The sequence below is a fragment of the Streptomyces sp. NPDC014991 genome (assembly GCF_043080665.1).
In the GTDB taxonomy this organism is placed as follows: domain Bacteria; phylum Actinomycetota; class Actinomycetes; order Streptomycetales; family Streptomycetaceae; genus Streptomyces.
In genome coordinates this window covers 154,939-172,735 of the sequence record NZ_JBIBVY010000001.1, presented here as the reverse complement: position 1 = coordinate 172,735, position 17,797 = coordinate 154,939, and the positions used below count along the sequence as shown (strand labels likewise).

The following is a 17,797-nucleotide window of genomic DNA, read 5'->3' as shown; positions in this document are numbered from 1 at the left end:
AGGTCAGGACGGATTGTCAGTGGCACACCTCACGATGGGTACATACGGCATACGTGCCGTCACCCAGACGACAGGAGGTTCGTCATGGCCCACCCGTCCGCAGCCGCCGCCCGCCGGCGCCGCGCCGCCGGCCCTGCACCCTCACTGACCGGCCCGGCGAGCGACGTGCACCCCGTGCTCCGCCGGGCCACGGCCCCGCCCGCCGCTCTGGATCTGCTCGCTCAGGCCCGTGCCGGACTGGACGAGGCCTCCGTCCTGGACACGCCGAACGAGCGGTACGCGGCGGCCCACCTGGCCGCGCTGCGCACCGCCGCGGCCGTGCTCGCCGCCCGGGGACGCCCCGAGACCTCCTCGCGCCGCCGGGCCCGCATCCGCCCCGCCTGGGAGGTGCTTCCGGAGGTCGCGCCCGAGCTGACCGAGTGGAGCGCGCTGTTCGCCTCCGGCGCCGCGCGCCGCGCCCGCGCCGAGGCGGGCATCCAGGGCGCCGCCGGACAGCGGGACGCCGACGACCTCATGCGAGACGTCGCGATGTTCCTCCGCATCGTGGAGCGGATGCTGGTCCTCCAGCCGGTCCTGCCCGCACCACGCCGGGATCCCGGGACCGACCCGGACGACCCGGCCGGCGCGGCCGGTCCGGACGCTCGGGAAGGAGCAGGCGGTCTCCCGCCCACGGGCTGACCCACTCTCACCGGACCGGACCCCGGGCTTCCGTCGGGTCACCCGTCGCCCCCTGCCGCCCTCCGAGGGCCTGTCGGCCGGTGGACGGGGTGTGGGGGACGGGGGTCGGGGTTCGTGCGGTGACCAGGGACGCTGTCGAGGCCATAGGGTGGAGGTCGCCTGAAGCGTTCGCCCTGCCGAGGAGTCAACTGCCGTGTCGGACCCGATGCGCCCGCCCGTCTCCCCCCACCCGCACACGACGTCGCCGCGCTCCGACCCTCCTCGTCCCCGCGCCTCCGCCCGTACCGCCGTGGTCTGGGACGTCCTCCAGGAGGCCCTCGACCGCCGGGTCAAGGCAACCGGCCGGGACGCGCTGGACGTCCTCGACACCGGAGGCGGCAGCGGCAAGTTCGCCGTGCCCCTCGCCGGCCTCGGCCACCGCGTCACCGTGGTCGACCCCAGCCCCAACGCGCTGTTCGCGCTGGAGCGCCGCGCCGCCGAGGCCGGGGTCGCCGACCGGGTCAGGGGCGTCCAGGGCGACGCGCACGGCCTGTTCGACGTGGTCGAACGCGGCGGCTACGACGCCGTCCTGTGCCACGGCGTCCTGGAGTACGTGGACGACCCGGCCGAGGGCGTGCGCAACGCGGTCGCCGCACTGCGCGCCGAGGGGGTTCTCAGCCTGCTCGCCGCCGGCCTCGGCGGAGCCGTGCTCGCCCGTGCCCTCGCCGGTCACTTCACCGAGGCCCGGCAGGCCCTTCAGGACCCCGACGGCCGTTGGGGCACCGGCGACCCGATGCCCCGCCGCTTCACCGCCGAGCAGCTCACCGGGCTCGTGGAGGGCGCCGGTCTGCGCATCGGCGCGGTGCACGGCGTGCGCGTCTTCGCCGACCTCGTACCCGGCGTCCTCGTGGACACCGAACCCGGCGCGCTCGACGCACTGCTGAAGCTGGAGGCCGCGGCGGCCGAGCTGCCCGCGTTCCACTCCGTCGCCACCCAGTTGCACGTACTCGGTGAGACGACGGCTGCCGCGCGGGCCTGAGCGGCACCGCCGTGACCGGCCGCTGATCAGGCCCTCGGCGGCGGATGGAGTACGCCACAAGCCCCCCGAACGAGGGGTTTGCGCCGTATGATCGAGGTACACCGCCCGGCATGACGGGTCGGCCGCTGGGGAATGCAAGCCTCAGTGGGCCGGGACAGCCATGACGGACTCCGGTTGGCCAATTGGCGTAGAGGGGCGGGTTTCACGGGGGCGATTCCCTGCCTATCCTGAAGGGACCCCCCGGGTCGCCCCGGCGACTGCACGATGAGGAGGACTCCGTGCCGCTCTCGGAGCACGAGCAGCGCATGCTCGAGCAGATGGAGCGAGCGCTGTACGCCGAAGATCCGAAGTTCGCGTCAGCGCTTGAGGGAAACGGGCTGCGGACGTACACCCGGCGGCGGGTCTACCAGGCGGTCGCGGGCTTCCTCGTCGGTATCGCGCTCCTCATGGCCGGAATGGTCGCCCAGCTGATCTGGGTCAGCGTGGTGGGTTTCCTCGTCATGCTCGGCTGTGCCGTGCTCGCCGTCACCGGCTGGCGCAAGGCCCCGAAGCCGGGCGAGCAGCCCCCGGGCGCCCACCAGGTGCGGCCGAAGCGCTCCGTGATGGACCGGATCGAGCAGCGCTGGCAGCGCCGCCGGGACGAACAAGGCCACTGACCGCCGCGTGGCAGCGGCACCGACCACGGCAGACAGACGCAGAGGGGCGGCCACCACCGGGTGGCCGCCCCTCTGCGCGTGGCACCCAGCCCGGAGGGCGCCCCGCCCCGCACACGGTGGACGCACCCAGGGCGCGTCCCTCAGCCCCGCCGGCCGCCGCAGCACCGCCGGAGGGCCGCCCGGAGACCGTGTCTGCTCAGCCCTCCTGTCCCGACGGTCGGCGCAGCCTCGGCCGGAGGGCCGTCCGGGTTCGCAGTGCGGACCAGCGGGCCGAGATGGTCCAGAGCACGCGGACGGCCGAGCGGGGCAGGAGCAGCGCGCGTAGCCGCGTCCCGGTGCCGACCGCGGCCCGCAGCGCCTCCGTCGCCCGGCGCACGTCCTCCGCAGCACCCGGGGCCGGGCGCGGCCGGGGCGCGTACAGCACCTGCTCCACCGCGTCCGCCACCCGGTGCACAGCGGCCCCGGCCACCGGATCGAGGTGGCCCAGCCGGACCAGCCGGGCGGCGGCCCCGCGCGGGGTCAGTGACTCGTCGGGCGTGATGCCGTGGTCCCAGGCGCTGTCCGTCAGCTCCTGCCAGGCCGCCAGGGTGTGCGCCGCCGCGCCCTCCGGCGTCCTGGCGTGCCCGCCCAGCCGCAGCGCGCGCTTCCGCTTCCGCCACAGCAGCGGCGACGCCGCCGCCACCGGTACCAGCAGCCCGCCCAGCCCGGCCGGCAGCCACCACCACGGGTCGGGACCGTCACCCCCGCGGTGCGGGGCCGCCACCGCGGACGCGCTGCCGCAGGCCGCCGGCCGGCGCGGCTCGCCGGCGCAGCCCGCGCTCGGCGAGGCCGCCGCCGAGGGCGCCGAGGAGGTCTTCCCGGACGGCAGCGACTCCTGCGGCAGCGAGCTCCCGGGCGTGTCCGGCTGGGTGTACGACGGCGTGGTGCCGCGGGTCGGGGTCGGCTCGAAGCGGGTCCAGCCCACACCCTCGAAGTACAGCTCGGGCCAGGCGTGCGCGTCCTTCTGGTTCACCGCGACCGTGCCGTCGGCCTGCGGTGTGCCGGGCGCGAAGCCGACCGCGACCCTGGCCGGGATGCCCAGGGTGCGCGCCATCGCCGCCATCGTGAAGGAGAAGTGGATACAGAAGCCCTGCTTCTTCTTCAAAAAGTTCGCTATGGCCCCGGGACCCCGGCCGACCTGCACCTGGGTGTCGTACTGGAAGCCTCCGGTGACGGCGAAGTAGTCCTGGAGCTTGACGGCTTCCTCGTAGTGGCTGCCGGCGCCCGCGGTGATCTTCCGGGCGGTACGGGCCACCACCTCCGGCAGCGCGGACGGCACCCTGGTGTACTCGCGCCGCAGGGCCGCCGGCGGCTGCGGCGCGGAGGCCAGCTGCCGCGCGGTCGGCCGCACGGCCAGGCTGGTCACCCGGTAGGTCTGGCCGCGCGTGGTCTGGCCGTGGTCGCCGACCAGGGCCATGCCGACCGGCTCGTACCGCCACCGCCCGGCGATCCTCACCCCGCTCGGCGGGTAGGGCATCGGCAGCCAGTCCTGGGCGTACGTGTCCGCGGCCGTGACGGTCGTGCGCACCGTGCCGCGTCTGACGTCGTCACCGAGGCCGACGGGGTCGGGGAAGCTGCCCGGCACGCCGACGACGTGCCGCTGGGCCGGTTTCCACGTGGTGCCGTCGAAGTCGTCCAGGGAGACGATCCGCAGATACAGGTCGGAGACGTCGCGGGTGTCGGTCCGCAGGGACAGCAGCCGGCGGTCGTCATCGGTGTTCAGGTTGTCGCGCAGCGACACCAGCAGGCTGACCGCGGAGCCTCCGGCTCCCGGGCCGTCGCCCACCCCCGCGCCGGTGCCGGCGCGGTCCAGCAGCCCGCCGTGCATCGCGGGCAGGGCGAGCGGCACCGTCAGGGCCACACCGAGCGCGACCGCGCCGATCCGGCGCCCGGTGCGCGCCGGTGCGAGGGGCCCGCCCTCGGAGGCGCCCGGGGTGCGGGGCGCGCCGCCGAAGACCCGGCCCCACTGGGCGAGCCGGTCCCGGCCCTCCGCGAGCAGCAGCATCAGATAGCCGGCCGCCGCCGCCAGGAACCACAGCCAGTCCGCACCGCCGTCGGACAGGCCCGCGGCCACCGAGTACAGCGCGAGCAGCGGCAGCCCGGCCGGGGCGGCGCTGCGGAAGGTCACCGCCAGCGTGTCCACCAGAAGACCGATCAGCAGCACGCCGCCGATCAGCATCAGCCGGATGCCGTCGTGCAGCGGCGCCGGTATCGCGTACCGGCCGACGTCGTCCGAACCCTGCCGGAACAGGTCGGCGAAGTACCGGAAGGTGTCCGGGCCCGGGACCAGCCCCGCGAACGCGTGCTGCCGGGCGAACACCAGCGTGAGCAGCACCAGCGTGGCCAGCGCCTGCGCCGCCACCGTCAGCGGCCTGCCCAGCGGCACCCGCCGGGCCGCCGCGCCCACCCCGGTCTGCACCGCCAGCAGCGGCACCAGCTCGAGCAGCCAGGTCGGCTGGTCGACGAGGGGGAGCAGCGCGCACGAGGTCAGCAGCGTGGCCGCCGCCGCGCTCAGGGCCAGCCGTGCCCGTCCGCTCATCCCCGTGCCTCCCCGCTCACGGCGGCCAGGCCCGAGCGTTCCCGGTCCGCCTGCCGCCACAGTCCGTCCAGCGAGGCACCGCGCGGCACGCTCAGTGCCGTCCAGCCCGCCTCACGCAGCATCCGCAGCCGCTCACCGTGCGCCCCGCCGGGGCGGGGCACGTCGGTCGTCTCGCGCGTCCAGGTGTCGGGGTCCAGTACGAAGGCGACGGCGCCGCTGCGCCGGCTCATCCTGGCGACCGTCGTGGCCTGCTCCTCGTCCAGGTCGCCGAGGAAGGCGACCAGCAGCCCGTCGTCGCCGCCGCGCAGCGCGTCGTACGCCCGGGACAGACCGGTGCCGTCGGAGTGGTCCAGCACGGCGAGGGCGTCCATCATCAGTCCGGCCGCGTCCGCCGTCTCCTGGCCCGTGCCCGCGAAGCCGTCGGCGCCCTCGCCGGGCACCGCGCTGCCGCTGTCCGTCAGCAGCCGTACCGAGAAGCCGCGTTCGAGCATGTGCGCCAGCACCGATGCGGCACCGGAGACCGCCCACTCGAAGGCCGAGTCCGGGCCCGCGCCCTCGTAGGCGCCGCCCCGGGTGTCCACGAGCACGGTGCACCGGGCGCGCCGGGGCTGCTCCTCGCGACGCACCATCAGCTCGCCGTAGCGCGCGGTGGACCGCCAGTGCACCCGGCGCAGGTCGTCGCCGTAGCGGTACCCGCGCGGGATCACGTCGTCCTCGCCCGCCAGGGCCAGCGAGCGCTGCCGTCCGTCGCCGTACCCCTGAGCCTCGCCGCTGAAGCGGACCGGGGCCAGCGGGTCCACGCGCGGGACGACCGTCAGGGTGTCGTACGCGGAGAAGGAGCGGGTCAGCTCGCACATGCCGAAGGGGTCGGTGAGCCGCAGCTGGAGCGGGCCCAGCGGATAGCGGCCCCGCAGGTCGGAGCGGACCCGGTAGGACACCTCGCGCCGCCCGCCCGGCTCGACCCGGTCCAGCACGAACCGGGGCCGGGGCCCCAGGACGTACGGCACCCGGTCCTGGAGCATGAGGAGACCGGTGGGCAGCCGGGAGACGTTGTCCATGCGCAGGTTCACCCGGGCCTCGGTGCCGGCCGGCACCCGCCCGGGGGAGAGCCGGCGGGCGGCGGCCACCCGGTGGCGCGTGCGGTACAGCACGGTCGCGCAGACCAGCGGGAGCACGGCCAGCAGCAGCCCGACCCGCAGCAGGTCGCTCTGGCCCAGCACGTACGCGCAGACCGCGGCGGCGATCCCGGCCGCCAGGAAGGAGCGGCCACGGGTGGTGAGCCCCGCCAGGGCCGTACGGACGCCGCCCGCCTCCCCGCGGCCGGTGTCCACCGGTCCGGCCCCCCCGGCGTCCATCACAGCCTCCGCGGAGGCCGCTGGGGGTAGGCCGGGATGGTCCGGCCCAGGCCGCCGAAGCCGCTCTGCTGCCCGGGCACCGCGGGCACCGAGGTGTGCTGGAGGATCTCCAGCACCACCTGCTCGGCCGTACGCCGGTTCAGCTGGGCCTGGGCGGTGGGCAGCAGGCGGTGGGCGAGGACGGCGACGGCGAGTTCCTGGACGTCGTCCGGCAGGGCGTACTCCCGGCCGGCGAGGGCCGCGGAGGCCTTCGCGGCCCTCAGCAGGTGCAGGGTCGCGCGCGGGGAGGCGCCGAGTCTGAGGTCGGGGTGGGTGCGCGTGGCGGCGACCAGCTCGACCACGTACCGCCGGACCGCGTCGGAGACGTGCACCTCGCGCACGGCCTCGGTCAGCTTCACGATCTCGTGCGCGTGCGCCACCGGCCGCAGGTCCTCCAGCGGGCTGACCCCGCCGTGCACGTCGAGCATCCGCAACTCGGCCTCCACGCTCGGGTAGCCGACGGAGACGCGGGCCATGAAGCGGTCGCGCTGGGCCTCGGGCAGCGGGTAGGTGCCCTCCATCTCGACCGGGTTCTGGGTGGCCACCACCATGAAGGGGCTGGGCAGTTCGTACGTCTGCCCGTCGATGGTGACCTGCCGCTCCTCCATGGACTCCAGCAGCGCGGACTGGGTCTTGGGCGAGGCGCGGTTGATCTCGTCACCGATCACGATCTGCGCGAAGATGGCGCCCGGCTTGAACTCGAAGTCCCGGCGCTGCTGGTCCCAGATGGACACCCCGGTGATGTCCGAGGGCAGCAGGTCCGGCGTGAACTGGATGCGCCGCACCGAGCAGTCGATGGACCGCGCCAGCGCCTTGGCGAGCATCGTCTTGCCCACGCCGGGAACATCCTCAAGCAGCAGGTGACCCTCTGCCAGCAGCACGGTCAGCGCGAGCCGCACGACCTCGGGCTTGCCCTCGATCACGCCCTCCACCGAGGCGCGCACCCGCTCCACGGTGGCGGTCAGGTCATCCCCCGCCCCCGCATACGCCCGGGCGGGGGCGCCCCCATGGCTCGCTGGATCGTCATAGGTCGACACCCGGCCCTCCTCGGCCCGTACTTTCCGGGCCGACGCTATCGATGCGCGACCGGCCCACCCCGAAACACGGACACCACGCGGGAAAGGTTCCGCGTGATGCCACATCCCGCATTCTTGCTGCCGTTACCGATTCGTGTCACTCGCCTGTGGACAACTGCCCGCACGATGTCGGCCTTACGGCGTTTTTCGACCACATTTTCGATACGTGTGCGGCGGGACGTGTTCCGGGGCGGCCGGCCGGTGCCCGGGTCAGGCCGGGTCGACCTCGCGCAGCCGGCCGGTGCGCACGTCGAAGACGAAGCCGCGGACGTCGTCGGTGTGCAGCAGGAAGGGCGAGGTGCGCACGCGCTGCATGGACTGGCGCACGTCCTGGTCCACGTCGCGGAAGGACTCCACCGCCCAGGCCGGCCGCTGGCCGATCTCCATCTCCAGCTCGGTGCGGAAGTCCTCGGTGAGGGCCTCCAGTCCGCAGCCGGTGTGGTGGATCAGCACCACACTGCGGGTGCCCAGCTTGCGCTGGCTGATGGTCAGGGACCGGATGACGTCGTCGGTGACCACACCGCCCGCGTTGCGGATCGTGTGACAGTCTCCGAGCTGGAGGCCGAGCGCCTTGTGCAGGTCGAGACGGGCGTCCATACAGGCCACCACGGCGACGTGGAGCACGGGACGGGCGTCCATTCCCGGGTCGGTGAAGGCCTCGGCGTACCGCTGGTTGGCCTCCACCAGGCGGTCGGTCACGTGGGCGCCCTGAGCTATGGCGCCTTCGGATCCAGTGGGCACTGCTGCGGAAGTCGTCATGAGGACGACGTTACTGGTCACGTGGCATTCCGGCCTGCTGTGAGAGGGGACAAAGAACGCCATCGCGGCTTGTTGTGAGCCAACCCACAGGCGGACGGACCCGGACCGAACGGGTGAATCGGTTCGAACGGTCGCCCTGGTTTCGCCGCGGCGCACGACGCGCAGGCCGGTTGATTGACCGCGAGACACGGTGGACTAAAGTGGCGCGAAGCGGGAGGCGTGACTCTCCCTGCTGGTGAAACCCCCGAAGACAGACCCCGGCACACGCCCGGACCGTCTCCCCCACGTGCGCGGGCGCGTACGTACGGCTCGGCCTCCTCCCGCTCCCGGCCGGCCGACGCTTCCGGCGCCGGCAGGCCGCCCCTCCACGAGCCGGCGGAAACCCGGCGGTGCGTACCGGCCGCGCCGGATCCTGAGAGGCCCCCTTGAGCCAGAGTCGACACGTCCCGGTGATGCTCCAGCGGTGCCTGGACCTGCTGGCGCCCGCCCTGGAGCGCCCGGGAGCGGTGGTCGTCGACTGCACGCTCGGGCTCGGCGGCCACAGCGAGGCGCTGCTGGCCCGGTTCCCCGGGGCACGGCTGATCGGCCTCGACCGCGACAAGGAGGCGCTGCGCCTGTCCGGCGAGCGGCTCGCACCGTACGGGGACCGCGCCACCCTCGTGCACGCCGTGTACGACGAACTGCCCGACGTGCTGGACCGGCTCCGCATCCCGCGCGTCCAGGGCGTGCTGTTCGACCTCGGCGTCTCCTCCATGCAGCTCGACGAGGCCGGCCGCGGGTTCGCGTACGCCCAGGACGCGCCGCTGGACATGCGCATGGACCAGACGGCCGGCATCAGCGCCGCCGAGGTCCTCAACACCTACCCGGCGGGCGAACTCGTGCGCATCCTTCGCGCGTACGGCGAGGAGAAGCAGGCCAAGCGGATCGTCTCCGCGATCGTCCGCGAGCGGGCGAAGGAGCCGTTCACGAACAGCGCCCGGCTCGTGACACTCATCCGCGACGCCCTGCCGCAGGCCGCCAAGCGCACCGGCGGCAACCCGGCCAAGCGCACCTTCCAGGCGCTGCGTATCGAGGTCAACGGCGAACTGGCCGTGCTGGAGCGGGCGGTCCCGGCCGCCGTGAAGGCCCTGGACGTCGGCGGCCGGATCGCCGTGCTGTCGTACCACTCGCTGGAGGACCGGCTCGTCAAGCACGTGCTCGCGGCCGGAGCGGCGTCCACCGCGCCGCCCGGACTGCCGGTCGTGCCCGAGCGCTACCAGCCACGGCTCAAGCTGCTCACCCGTGGTGCCGAACTTCCCACCGAGGAAGAGATCACCGAGAACCGCCGGGCCGCCCCGGCCAGACTGCGGGGCGCCGAGCGCATCAGGGAGGACGTCGAGTGAGCCAGACGGGTCGGTGGGTTCCCCCCACGCGCCGGGAACCGGTTCCCGGCGCGCGCCCGGGGACCGGTCACCTCCGGACACGGGAGGAGCGATGAGCGGGAAACCCCAGCTGAAGGGCAGGGCGGCCCGGCTCGCCCGGCTCTTCCCGGCCGGCCGCGCCCGGGCGGCCCGCACCCCGTTCGTCCTCCTCGTCGTCCTGCTCCTGGGCGGCGGCCTCATCGGGCTGCTGGTGCTCAACTCCGCGCTCAGCGAAGGCTCCTTCAAACTGGCCGATCTCCAGAAACAGACCAAGAACCTCACCGACGAGGAGCAGTCCCTCCAGCGGGACATCGACGCCTACTCGTCTCCCGACGCCCTCCAGCGCCGCGCCCGGGAACTCGGCATGGTCCCCGGCGGCGACCCCGCCTTCCTCGGCCCCGGCGGTACCGTGCGCGGCGTCCCCAGCCCCGCCCCCGAGTCCGCCGTCTTCTCCGATCCCCTCGCCCCCGGGGCGGCGGGCCTCCCCGCGGCCCCTCCCCAGACCCCCACCGCGACGCCCACCGCCCCGCCGGCCCAGCCCCCGGCGGACGGCCCCCAGGTGCCCGCCCCGGCAACCGCGCCGCCTCTCGCCCCCCAGCCCGCCCCCACCCCGATTCCCGGCAGGTGACGGAAGTGTCCGACAGGCAACCGCCCCGCCGCCGCGTGCCCGGACCGGCCAGGCCGCCCCGGCCGCGGGGCGCCGACCGGCGGCAGCCCGGGCCCGGCGCCCGTCCGGCCCGCCGTCCCGCCGGGGCCCGGCCCATGCCCCCGCGCCCCCTCCGGCTCGGCAGCCCCCGGCCCCGGCTGCGCCTGGTCAGCCTCGGCCTGACCCTGGTCATGCTCGCCTTCGTGGTACGGCTGCTCCAGGTCCAGGCCGTCGACGCGAGCGCCTACGCGGCCCGGGCCGAGCAGAACCGCTACGTGGTGCACACCCTGGCCGCCGCGCGCGGCGGGATCACCGACCGCAACGGCGTGGCCCTCGCCATCAGCGAGGACGCCTACGACATCACGGCCGACCCGACGATGTTCACCGCCAAGCAGCTGAAGACCGGCGACGGCCCCGAGCGTGCCGCCGCGCTGCTCGCGCCGATCCTCGGCCAGGACCAGGCGACGCTCGTCAAGAAGCTGCGGCCCGCGAACAGGAACTCCCGCTACACCCGGCTCGCCGCGCGGCAGACCCCGCAGGTCTGGAAGCAGATCAAGGACCTGAAGGCCGCGCTCGCCAAGAAGGCGGGGACGGACGGGCACACCGCCAACGTGCTGGCCGGTGTCTTCGCGGACCCCAGCAGCCAGCGCGTGTACCCCAACGGAGACCTTGCCGCCGGGATACTGGGCTGGGTCAACGCCGACGGCCGGGGCGGCGGCGGCATCGAGCAGGAACTGGACAAGCAGCTCACCGGCAAGGACGGCGAGGTCCGTTACGCCCAGTCGGGCGGGCGTCAGGTGCCGACCGTGGGATCGACGCAGACGCCGGCCGTGCCCGGATCCGACGTCGAGCTGACCATCGACCGGGACATCCAGTGGGCCGCGCAGAACGCCATCACCGAGCAGGTGCGCAAGTCCCGGGCGGACCGCGGGTACGTCATCGTCCAGGACACCCGCACCGGCCAGATCCTGGCCATGGCCAACTCGCCCGGCTTCGACCCGAACGACCTGCCGAAGGCCGACGGCGACGCCATGGGCAACGCGGCCCTCCAGGACGCCTACGAGCCCGGCTCCACGGCCAAGGTGATGTCCATGGCGGCCGTGCTCGAACAGAAGGTGGCGACCCCGCTCACCCACGTCGTCGTACCCAACCGGCTGCACCGCGGCGACCGCCTGTTCCAGGACGACATCGACCACGCCACCTGGTATCTCACGCTCAACGGCGTGCTCGCCAAGTCCAGCAACATCGGCACCATCCTGGCCACCGGCGAACTCGGCAGGTCCCAGCCCGAGGCCAACCGGATCCTCCACTCCTACCTGCACCGGTTCGGCATCGGCGACTACACCGGGCTGGACTTCCCCGGTGAGACCCGCGGCATCCTCGCACCGCCGCAGAAGTGGTCCACCTCGCAGCAGTACACGATTCCTTTCGGCCAGGGCTTCTCCATCAACGCGATGCAGGCCGCCTCCGTGTACTCGACCATCGCCAACGGCGGGGTCCGCGTCGAGCCGAGCCTGGTGCGCGGCACGAAGGGCGCCGACGGGCGCTTCACCCCCGCCCGCAAGCCCGCGAAGACCCGGGTGGTCAGCGCGAAGACCGCCAAGGCGGTCGCCCAGATGCTGGAGTCGGTCGTGGACGACGAGCAGGGCACCGGCATCAAGGCCCGCATCCCCGGATACCGGGTCGCGGGCAAGACCGGCACGGCCAACCGCGTGGATCCGGCCACCGGGCGCTACCGCGGTTACACCTCGTCGTTCGCCGGTTTCGCCCCCGCGGACAACCCGCGTGTCACCGTGTACTGCGCCATCCAGAACGCCACCGCCGGCAGCTACTTCGGCGGTCAGATCTGCGGTCCCATCTACAAGCAGGTGATGGAGTTCGCCCTCAAGACCCTCCAGATCCCGCCGACCGGAGCGAAGGCCGCCAACCTGCCCGTCGACTACAAGCCCTGATCAGCACCCCGGAAACACCAGGAACCAGCTCGTGACAACGATCACCCCCGACGACGGGGACCACGGGGCCGAGAACCCCTCACTTCGCTCCGCAGCGGGTGCGCCCGGTACGCTCACCGCCGTGCCACACGCTGATCAGTCCCGAACCACCCAGAAGGGCGCTTCCGTGACATATCCGGGACCGCCGCGACCGGTCGAGGTCTCCGCCACACCCCTCGCGGAACTCGCCGGTCAGCTGGGTGCCGCCGCTCCGGCCGGCTCCGCCGCGGTCACGGGCATCACCCACGACTCCCGTGCCGTCCGCCCCGGCGACGTCTACGCCGCCCTGCCCGGTGCCCGGCTGCACGGCGCCGACTTCGCCACCCAGGCCGCAGGCCTGGGCGCGGTCGCCGTGCTCACCGACCCGGCGGGCGCCGAACGCGCCGCCGCCACCGGCCTGCCCGTCCTGGTCGTGGACGACCCGCGCGCGCGGATGGGCGAACTCGCGGCCACCATCTACGGCCGGCCCGGGCGCGGCCTGCTCCAGATCGGCATCACCGGCACCTCCGGCAAGACCACCACGGCCTACCTGGTCGAGGGCGGCCTGAAGACCGCGCGCAGCACCGGACTCATCGGCACCGTCGAGATGCGCATCGGCGAGGAGCGCATCAAGTCCGAGCGCACCACCCCCGAGGCCACCGACCTCCAGGCCCTGTTCGCCGTCATGCGCGAACGCGGTGTCGAGGCGGTCGCCATGGAGGTCTCCAGTCACGCCCTGGTCCTCGGCCGGGTCGACGGCTGTGTCTTCGACATCGCCGTCTTCACCAACCTCAGCCCGGAGCACATGGAGTTCCACTCCGGCATGGAGGACTACTTCCAGGCGAAGGCCCAGCTGTTCACGCCGCGACGCAGCAGGCTCGGCGTCGTCAACACCGACGACGAGTACGGCCGCCGGCTCGCCGCCGAGGCGGGTGTCCCTGTCGTCACCTTCTCCGCCGAGGGCCACCCCGACGCCGACTGGCGCGCCGAGGACGTCCAGGTCGGCCCGATGGACTCGACGTTCACCGTCCTCGGCCCGAACGGCGAGCGAGTGCAGGCCAGGTCGCCGCTGCCGGGCCCGTTCAACGTGGCGAACACCCTCGCCGCCGTGGTCGCCCTCGCCGCGGCCGGCCTCGACCCGCAGGCCGCCGCCGACGGCATCGCGGCCGTACCGGGCGTCCCCGGCCGTCTGGAGCGCGTCGACGCCGGGCAGCCGTACCTCGCGGTCGTCGACTACGCCCACAAGACCGACGCGGTCGAGTCCGTGCTCAAGGCGCTGCGCAAGGTGACCAAGGGCCGGCTGCACGTCGTCCTCGGCTGCGGCGGCGACCGCGACCGGACCAAGCGCGCCCCGATGGGCGCCGCCGTGGCCCGGCTCGCCGACACGGCCGTACTGACCTCCGACAACCCCCGCTCCGAGGACCCCCTCGCGATCCTCGCGACCATGCTCCAGGGCGCGGCCTCCGTGCCCGCGCACGAGCGCGGCGAGGTGCTCCTGTTCGAGGACCGGGCCGCCGCCGTCGCCGCCGCCGTGGGCCGCGCCCAGGCCGGCGACACCGTGCTGGTCGCGGGCAAGGGCCACGAGCAGGGCCAGGACATCGCCGGCGTGATCCGTCCCTTCGACGACCGCCAGGTGCTTCGCGAAGCTATCCAGAAGACCCAGGGATGAACTTGTGATCGCCCTCTCCCTCGCCGAGATCGCAGCAGTCGTCGGCGGGCAGACGCACGACATACCGGATCCGTCCGCGCAGGTCACGGGACCGGTCGTCCGGGACTCCCGCGAGGTGGTGCCCGGCAGCCTGTTCGCCGCCTTCGTCGGCGAACGCGTGGACGGCCACGACTACGCGGCCCAGGTCGTCCGGGACGGCGCGGTCGCCGTGCTGGCGTCCCGGCCGGTCGGCGTCCCCGCGATCGTCGTCGACGACGTCCAGACGGCCCTCGGCGCCCTCGCCCGGCACGTCGTACAGCGGCTCGGCGCGACCCTCGTCGCCCTGACCGGCTCGGCCGGCAAGACCAGCACCAAGGACCTCATCGCGCAGGTCCTCGGGCGCAGGGCGCCGACGGTGTTCACGCCCGGCTCGCTCAACAACGAGATCGGGCTGCCGCTGACCGCCCTGACCGCCACCGAGGAGACCCGGTTCCTCGTGCTGGAGATGGGCGCCCGCGGCATCGGGCACATCCGTTACCTCGCGGACCTGACGCCCCCGAAGATCGGCCTGGTGCTCAACGTCGGCACCGCCCACATCGGCGAGTTCGGCGGACGCGAACAGATCGCCCAGGCCAAGGGCGAACTCGTGGAGGCCCTTCCCGAGGACGGCGCGGCGGTCCTCAACGCCGACGACCCGCTGGTGCGGGCCATGGCCTCCCGAACCAAGGCGAAGGTGGTCCTTTTCGGAGAGTCGGCCGAAGCGGACGTACGCGCCGAGAACGTACGACTCACGGACAGCGGACAGCCCGCCTTCAGACTTCTCACACCCTCCGGTGCAAGCGATGTGACCATGCGCCTGTACGGTGAGCATCACGTGTCGAACGCGCTCGCCGCGGCCGCCGTCGCCCATGAGCTGGGCATGTCCGCGGAAGAGATCGCCACCGCGCTCTCCGAGGCGGGCTCCCTCTCCCGCTGGCGCATGGAGGTCACCGAGCGCCCGGACGGCGTGACCATCGTCAACGACGCCTACAACGCCAACCCCGAGTCCATGCGGGCCGCCCTCAGGGCGCTCGCGGCCATGGGCAAGGGGCGCCGCACGTGGGCGGTGCTCGGCAAGATGGCCGAGCTGGGGGACGAGGCGCTCGCCGAGCACGACGCCGTCGGACGGCTCGCCGTCCGGCTCAACGTCAGCAAGCTCGTCGCCGTCGGGGGGATTGAGGCCTCCTGGCTGCAACTGGGCGCATATAACGAGGGTTCGTGGGGTGAGGAGTCGGTGCACGTGTCCGACGCACAGGCGGCGATCGACCTGTTGCGCAGCGAGTTGCGCCCGGGGGACGTCGTACTCGTGAAGGCGTCCCGGTCGGTGGGGCTGGAGAGCGTGGCCCAGGCGCTCACCGAGTCCGGTGCCGAGGGCGGGGTCGATGCCCGATGATGAAGCAGATCCTGTTCTCGGGAGTCATCGGCCTCTTCCTGACCCTGGTCGGCACCCCGCTGCTGATCAAGCTCCTCGCCCGCAAGGGCTACGGCCAGTACATCCGTGACGACGGCCCGCGCGAGCACGCCAGCAAGCGTGGTACGCCGACCATGGGCGGCATCGCCTTCATCCTGGCGACGATCGCCGCGTACTTCCTGAGCAAGCTCATCACCGGCTACCCCCCGACCTACTCCGGTCTGCTGGTCCTCGGCCTGATGGCCGGCATGGGCCTGGTCGGCTTCCTCGACGACTACATCAAGATCGTCAAACGGCGGTCGCTGGGCCTGCGGGCCAAGGCCAAGATGGCCGGCCAGCTGATCGTCGGCATCGCCTTCGCCGTGCTGTCGCTCCAGTTCTCCGACGCGCGCGGCAACACCCCGGCCTCCACCAAGCTGTCGTTCATCACCGACTTCGGCTGGTCGCTCGGCCCGGTGCTGTTCGTCGTCTGGGCGCTGTTCATGATCCTCGCGATGTCGAACGGCGTGAACCTGACCGACGGTCTGGACGGCCTCGCCACCGGCGCCTCCGTCCTCGTCTTCGGCGCCTACACCTTCATCGGCGTCTGGCAGTTCCAGGAGTCCTGCGCCAACGCGGGCACCCTGACCAACCCGGGTGCCTGCTACGAGGTGCGCGACCCGCTGGACCTGGCCGTGGTCGCCTCCGCGCTGATGGGCGCCTGTCTGGGCTTCCTGTGGTGGAACACCTCGCCGGCGAAGATCTTCATGGGCGACACCGGTTCGCTCGCGCTCGGCGGTGTCCTCACCGGCCTGGCCATCCTCTCCCGCACGGAGCTGCTGGTGGCCATCATGGGCGGCCTGTTCGTCCTCATCACCATGTCGGTCGTCATCCAGGTCGGCTCCTTCCGGCTCACCGGCAAGCGCGTCTTCCGGATGGCACCACTCCAGCACCACTTCGAACTCAAGGGCTGGTCCGAGGTACTCGTGGTGGTCCGCTTCTGGATCATCCAGGGCATCTGTGTGATCGTCGGACTGGGCCTCTTCTACGCGGGATGGGCAGCGGACAAGTGACCTCCTCGGCGCCTTCAGGGTCCTTCGAATTCCAGGGCAGGCACGTCACCGTCGCCGGGCTCGGCGTCTCCGGGATCCCGGCGGCGAAGGCGCTGCACGCGCGCGGGGCGGTCGTCACGGTCGTCAACGACGGCGACGACGCCCGCGCGCGGGAACAGGCCGCGGAGCTGGAGGCGCTCGGCATCACCGTGCGCCTCGGTGACGGGGCCACCCTGCCCGAGGGCACCGAGCTGATCGTCACCGCGCCCGGCTGGAAGCCGGACAAGCCGCTGTTCCTGGCGGCCGGGAAGGCGGGCGTGCCCGTCTGGGGCGACGTGGAGCTGGCCTGGCGGCTGCGCGGCCCCGACGCGGCTCCCTGGCTGGCCGTGACGGGCACCAACGGCAAGACCACGACCGTCCGCATGCTCGCCTCCATCCTGACGGCGGCGGGCCTGCGCACGGCCGCCGTCGGCAACATCGGCGTCTCCCTGCTGGACGCGGTCCTCGGCGAGGAGCACCACGACGTCCTCGCCGTGGAACTCTCCAGCTACCAGCTGCACTGGGCGCCCTCCCTGCGCGCCCACTCGGCGGCCGTCCTCAACCTCGCGCCGGACCACCTGGACTGGCACGGCTCCATGGAGGCGTACGCACGCGACAAGGGCCGTATCTACGAGGGGAACCGGGTCGCCTGCGTCTACAACGCCGCCGACGAGGCCACCGAGAACCTCGTGCGCGAGGCCGACGTCGAAGAGGGCTGCCGGGCCGTCGGGTTCACCCTGGGCACGCCCGGACCCTCCCAACTCGGCGTGGTGGACGGCATCCTGGTCGACCGGGCCTTCGTCGAGAACCGGCAGAAGAACGCGCAGGAGCTGGCCCAGGTCTCCGACGTGAATCCGCCGGCCCCGCACAACATCGCCAACGCCCTTGCCGCGGCGGCCCTCGCGCGCGCCTTCGGCGTGCCCGCCACGGCCGTACGCGACGGCCTGCGGGCCTTCCGGCCCGACGCCCACCGCATCGCGTACGTGGCCGACATCGACGGGGTGGCGTACGTCGACGACTCCAAGGCGACCAACACCCACGCCGCGGAAGCCTCGTTGGCGGCATATGAACCGATCGTATGGATTGCGGGCGGTCTGGCGAAGGGCGCGACCTTCGACGAACTGGTCGCCAAGTCGGCCGGGCGACTGCGCGGAGCCGTCCTGATCGGCGCCGACCGGGCACTGATCCGTGAGGCCCTCGCGCGACACGCCCCGGAGGTACCCGTCGTCGACCTCGACCGGACCGACACTGGGGCGATGCTCCAGGCGGTGACGGAGGCGAAGCGGCTGGCTCGGCCCGGCGACACGGTGCTGCTGGCCCCGGCATGCGCCTCCATGGACATGTTCACCAACTACAACCAGCGCGGCGACGCGTTCGCGGCGGCGGTCCGCGAACTCGGAGCCTGACCCCGGCCGCCTGCCGGGCGGACCTTGGGAGGGACGCGTGGGACGGTC

Annotated in this window: 14 protein-coding genes; 10 read left to right on the top strand and 4 right to left on the bottom strand. The window is 73.3% G+C overall.

Annotated features, from left to right (window positions below; all coding sequences use genetic code 11):
* Positions 1–84: 84 nt before the first annotated feature.
* From ACF1BE_RS00755 to ACF1BE_RS00745, 3 genes are all read left to right on the top strand, one after another.
* The gene (locus tag ACF1BE_RS00755) at positions 85–678 is read left to right on the top strand and encodes an SAV_6107 family HEPN domain-containing protein (protein WP_392196806.1); all 594 of its coding nucleotides are present in this window, start codon (positions 85–87) and stop codon (positions 676–678) included.
* Between the two features lie 193 nt (positions 679–871).
* A complete protein-coding gene (locus ACF1BE_RS00750) occupies positions 872–1,696 on the top strand; it encodes a methyltransferase (RefSeq protein WP_392196805.1) in 825 nt (274 codons plus the stop codon).
* A gap of 278 nt (positions 1,697–1,974) precedes the next feature.
* A complete protein-coding gene (locus tag ACF1BE_RS00745; RefSeq protein WP_392196804.1) occupies positions 1,975–2,352 on the top strand; it encodes a DUF3040 domain-containing protein in 378 nt (125 codons plus the stop codon).
* Between the two features lie 196 nt (positions 2,353–2,548).
* Here ACF1BE_RS00745 and ACF1BE_RS00740 read toward each other — a convergent pair whose 3' ends face one another.
* From ACF1BE_RS00740 to ACF1BE_RS00725, 4 genes are all read right to left on the bottom strand, one after another.
* A complete protein-coding gene (locus ACF1BE_RS00740; protein WP_392196803.1) occupies positions 2,549–4,930 on the bottom strand; it encodes a DUF3488 and DUF4129 domain-containing transglutaminase family protein in 2,382 nt (793 codons plus the stop codon).
* A complete protein-coding gene (locus ACF1BE_RS00735) occupies positions 4,927–6,285 on the bottom strand; it encodes a DUF58 domain-containing protein (protein ID WP_392196802.1) in 1,359 nt (452 codons plus the stop codon). Before ACF1BE_RS00735 ends, ACF1BE_RS00740 begins: the two co-directional genes overlap by 4 nt.
* Positions 6,285–7,361, bottom strand: a complete 1,077-nt coding sequence (locus ACF1BE_RS00730; protein WP_392196801.1) for an AAA family ATPase — start codon at positions 7,359–7,361, stop codon at positions 6,285–6,287. The genes ACF1BE_RS00735 and ACF1BE_RS00730 overlap by 1 nt, the downstream gene beginning before the upstream one ends.
* Positions 7,362–7,610: 249 nt before the next feature.
* Positions 7,611–8,222, bottom strand: a complete 612-nt coding sequence (locus ACF1BE_RS00725) for a beta-class carbonic anhydrase (RefSeq protein WP_392196800.1) — start codon at positions 8,220–8,222, stop codon at positions 7,611–7,613.
* Positions 8,223–8,584: 362 nt separating this feature from the next.
* On the opposite strand from ACF1BE_RS00725, the gene rsmH reads away from it, so the two are divergent.
* The 7 genes from rsmH to murD all read left to right on the top strand — a co-directional run bounded on the left by rsmH (position 8,585) and on the right by murD (position 17,749).
* Positions 8,585–9,541 carry a 16S rRNA (cytosine(1402)-N(4))-methyltransferase RsmH gene (rsmH, locus tag ACF1BE_RS00720; RefSeq protein WP_392196799.1) on the top strand — a complete coding sequence of 319 codons (957 nt, stop codon included), beginning with the start codon at positions 8,585–8,587 and terminating at the stop codon, positions 9,539–9,541.
* A 91-nt stretch (positions 9,542–9,632) separates the two neighbouring features.
* Complete coding sequence (locus tag ACF1BE_RS00715; RefSeq protein ID WP_392196798.1) at positions 9,633–10,187, top strand: septum formation initiator family protein; 555 nt, start codon at positions 9,633–9,635, stop codon at positions 10,185–10,187.
* A 5-nt stretch (positions 10,188–10,192) separates the two neighbouring features.
* On the top strand, positions 10,193–12,157 hold the full coding sequence (locus tag ACF1BE_RS00710) for a peptidoglycan D,D-transpeptidase FtsI family protein (RefSeq protein WP_392196797.1): 1,965 nt from the start codon (positions 10,193–10,195) through the stop codon (positions 12,155–12,157).
* A gap of 31 nt (positions 12,158–12,188) precedes the next feature.
* Entirely contained in the window at positions 12,189–13,844 is a 1,656-nt protein-coding gene (locus ACF1BE_RS00705; protein ID WP_392196796.1) for a UDP-N-acetylmuramoyl-L-alanyl-D-glutamate--2,6-diaminopimelate ligase, read from the top strand.
* A gap of 4 nt (positions 13,845–13,848) precedes the next feature.
* The gene (gene murF, locus ACF1BE_RS00700) at positions 13,849–15,255 is read left to right on the top strand and encodes a UDP-N-acetylmuramoyl-tripeptide--D-alanyl-D-alanine ligase (RefSeq protein ID WP_392196795.1); all 1,407 of its coding nucleotides are present in this window, start codon (positions 13,849–13,851) and stop codon (positions 15,253–15,255) included.
* On the top strand, positions 15,255–16,325 hold the full coding sequence (gene mraY / locus ACF1BE_RS00695) for a phospho-N-acetylmuramoyl-pentapeptide-transferase (RefSeq protein WP_121789236.1): 1,071 nt from the start codon (positions 15,255–15,257) through the stop codon (positions 16,323–16,325). The genes murF and mraY overlap by 1 nt, the downstream gene beginning before the upstream one ends.
* Complete coding sequence (gene murD, locus ACF1BE_RS00690) at positions 16,307–17,749, top strand: UDP-N-acetylmuramoyl-L-alanine--D-glutamate ligase (protein WP_392196794.1); 1,443 nt, start codon at positions 16,307–16,309, stop codon at positions 17,747–17,749. Before mraY ends, murD begins: the two co-directional genes overlap by 19 nt.
* The last annotated feature ends 48 nt before the right edge of the window (positions 17,750–17,797 follow it).